3 protein-coding genes are annotated in these 2283 nt (G+C 50.9%); all 3 read left to right on the top strand.

The window, feature by feature from the left end; genetic code table 11:
* On the top strand, positions 1–865 hold an 865-nt coding region (locus tag ABYT30_RS18590; RefSeq protein WP_373098009.1), incomplete at its 5' end, for a hypothetical protein.
* An 84-nt stretch (positions 866–949) separates the two neighbouring features.
* A complete protein-coding gene (locus ABYT30_RS18585) occupies positions 950–1381 on the top strand; it encodes a thioesterase family protein (protein WP_373098007.1) in 432 nt (143 codons plus the stop codon).
* Between the two features lie 35 nt (positions 1382–1416).
* Positions 1417–2259 carry a MipA/OmpV family protein gene (locus ABYT30_RS18580; RefSeq protein ID WP_373098006.1) on the top strand — a complete coding sequence of 281 codons (843 nt, stop codon included), beginning with the start codon at positions 1417–1419 and terminating at the stop codon, positions 2257–2259.
* The last annotated feature ends 24 nt before the right edge of the window (positions 2260–2283 follow it).

Below are 2283 nucleotides of genomic sequence, written 5' to 3'. Positions count from 1 at the left end.
GATGGTGAATAACACCAAGGCCATGACCGGCACTTTTTTCCGCAATGTCCATTCATGGGTATTTATTGAAAACACCACGCTGCGACTGAGCTTAATGAGCTTTTGCTTACTCGGTGGTGGGCTGATCGCCTTGGCGGGCATGCTTCAATATTATTTGCAGTGGCGGGCTGGCCGCGGTTGGCGGCAGCACTCGCGCTTATTGCGCTTGCATCGTAGCTTGGGCTTGTTGGTGGCAATTACGGCCGTTACCTTTACGGGCAGCGGTTTATATCATTTATGGCAAAAGCAATTTTTGCCCAGCACTGCCAGTGTGCCGCCGATGGCCGTGGCGCTTAATAAGCTTGCTGTAGACTGGTCTCGCCTCAGTCCGGCATTAGTTCAAGCCGACCTCATTAATATCGGCGATGAGTATTATTTTCGGGTTTGGGCTGGGGGTGAGTTGCAATATCGAAATGCCGCAAACGGCGAACTACTAGCAGATGGCGAGGCGGCGCACGCCCGCGCAATTGCGCAGGCCTATATGCCAGTCGATGCGCCATTGCTGGCAATGCGCAGCGTGACCACGTTTGCTGGCGAGTACGGTTTTGTCAATAAACGTCTGCCAGTGATTGCCCTTGATTACGACAATACTGAGCACCTTAGTGTGTATGTTGAACCCCGCAGTGGCGCTTTGGCGGCAGTCGTTCGCGACAGCGACCGCCGTGAAGGAATGAGTTTTTCAGTATTCCACAAATGGCATTTTATCGATGGCCTAGGACGCACGGTCAGAGACAGTATTTCCGCTTTTTTCGCAGCGGCTATCGCCCTCGTGTTTGCTTTGGGAATGAGTGTGTATATTCGCCGAGTGCGCCGCCGATTGCGTTAATGTCCCAGTCGTTTGACGCTTGGGCTTGAAAAAGCCTGGCGCAGCGTTCAGGCTGCGCTAATAAAGTAGACAACGAGATCCCGTATGCCGAGAAAAACGATAGAACTTCCCGAGCGATTCCTTTTCACCACAGAATATGTGGTCTTGTACTCCGACGTGAATGTGGCAAATCACTTAGGTGCTGACCGCATTCCTTCGATCGCCATTGAAGCTCAGCTGCGGTTCATTATTGCCTTAGGCTACGAACACGCGACGGCCTTTGAAGAGGCGGGTTTGATCATGGCTCACTCGGAAATATCCTATCTTTCTGAAACAGATTACGCTGATCGCCTCGCAATTGATGTTACCGCCTGCAATTTCACCGACAAGAGTTTTGATTTACTGTTTCGATTACGTAATTTAAGTAAAAAAACAGAAACGGCGCGGGTAAGAAACACCATGCTATTTTTTGATTATACGGGTAAATCGGTGTGTCCGGTGCCTGAAAACTTTAAGGCCAAAGTGGCAAAGATGTAACGTTAGCAACGCGAATAGTGAATGAGGCTTAACACGTGAAAATAATAACGATGATGGGTCTGTTGAGCGCTCTATTCAGTTTTGCCGCTGAGGCCGAAGCTCTGCGCACCGGTCTCTTACCTAAGTGGGAGCTAGGCGCGGGCATTGCAGGCTTTCATTTGCCGGACTATCCCGGCGCTGAACAAAGCAGCAGTTATGTTCTACCCTTCCCTTATATTATTTATCGCGGAGAACGAGTAAAGGCCGACCGAGAGGGTGTGCGGGGGCTATTATTTGAACATCGCCACTGGGACCTGAATATTTCCGCGGGTGGCAGTCTGCCGGTGAATAGCGGCGAAAATCGCGCGCGGGATGGCATGGACGATTTGGATTTTAGTTTTGAATTCGGGCCGTCGCTGCGGCTTAAATTACAAGAGAGCGCCAAGCAGAAGACCCACCTGCGCTTTAATGTGCGCGCCCTTCTCGACCTCGATGGCTTTCCGTCAATGAATTATGAAGGTTGGGTATTTAATCCCGAGCTGCGATGGCAACGGCAGTTAACTGACGAGCTATCTTGGGGGGCACGTGTGCAAGTGCGCTATGGCAGCAAAGACTACCATGATTATTTTTATGGCGTGGCACCGCAATTTGCTAGGTCAGATCGCCACGCCTACCGCGCACCGGCAGGTTACAACAGCACTGGCAGTGATATCCGCATACGCTGGGAGGCGCCTTCTGGTTGGCGAGTGGTGATGGCGCTAAGCTACGTTGATCTGCATGATGCCAGTTTTAACGATAGTCCACTTTTTAAGAAAAACAGTGGGGCGTATTTTAGCTTGTCCATTGCCAGAATTTTATGGCGTTCAAACCGTCGGGTAGTTGCCGATCCGATTGAGTGAGGCTTACTGAACTGGCTTGCTGAT

Origin of the sequence: Zhongshania sp. (assembly GCF_041623545.1) — a bacterium.
In the GTDB taxonomy this organism is placed as follows: domain Bacteria; phylum Pseudomonadota; class Gammaproteobacteria; order Pseudomonadales; family Spongiibacteraceae; genus Spongiibacter.
The sequence above is the reverse complement of the archived record's forward strand: the minus strand, read 5'-3'. Positions and strand labels throughout refer to the sequence as shown.

Bases quoted from the DNA above. Each gene is read 5' to 3' on its own strand.
- ABYT30_RS18585 (WP_373098007.1), top strand. From the start codon at position 950: ATGCCGAGAAAAACGATAGAACTTCCCGAGCGATTCCTTTTCACCACA.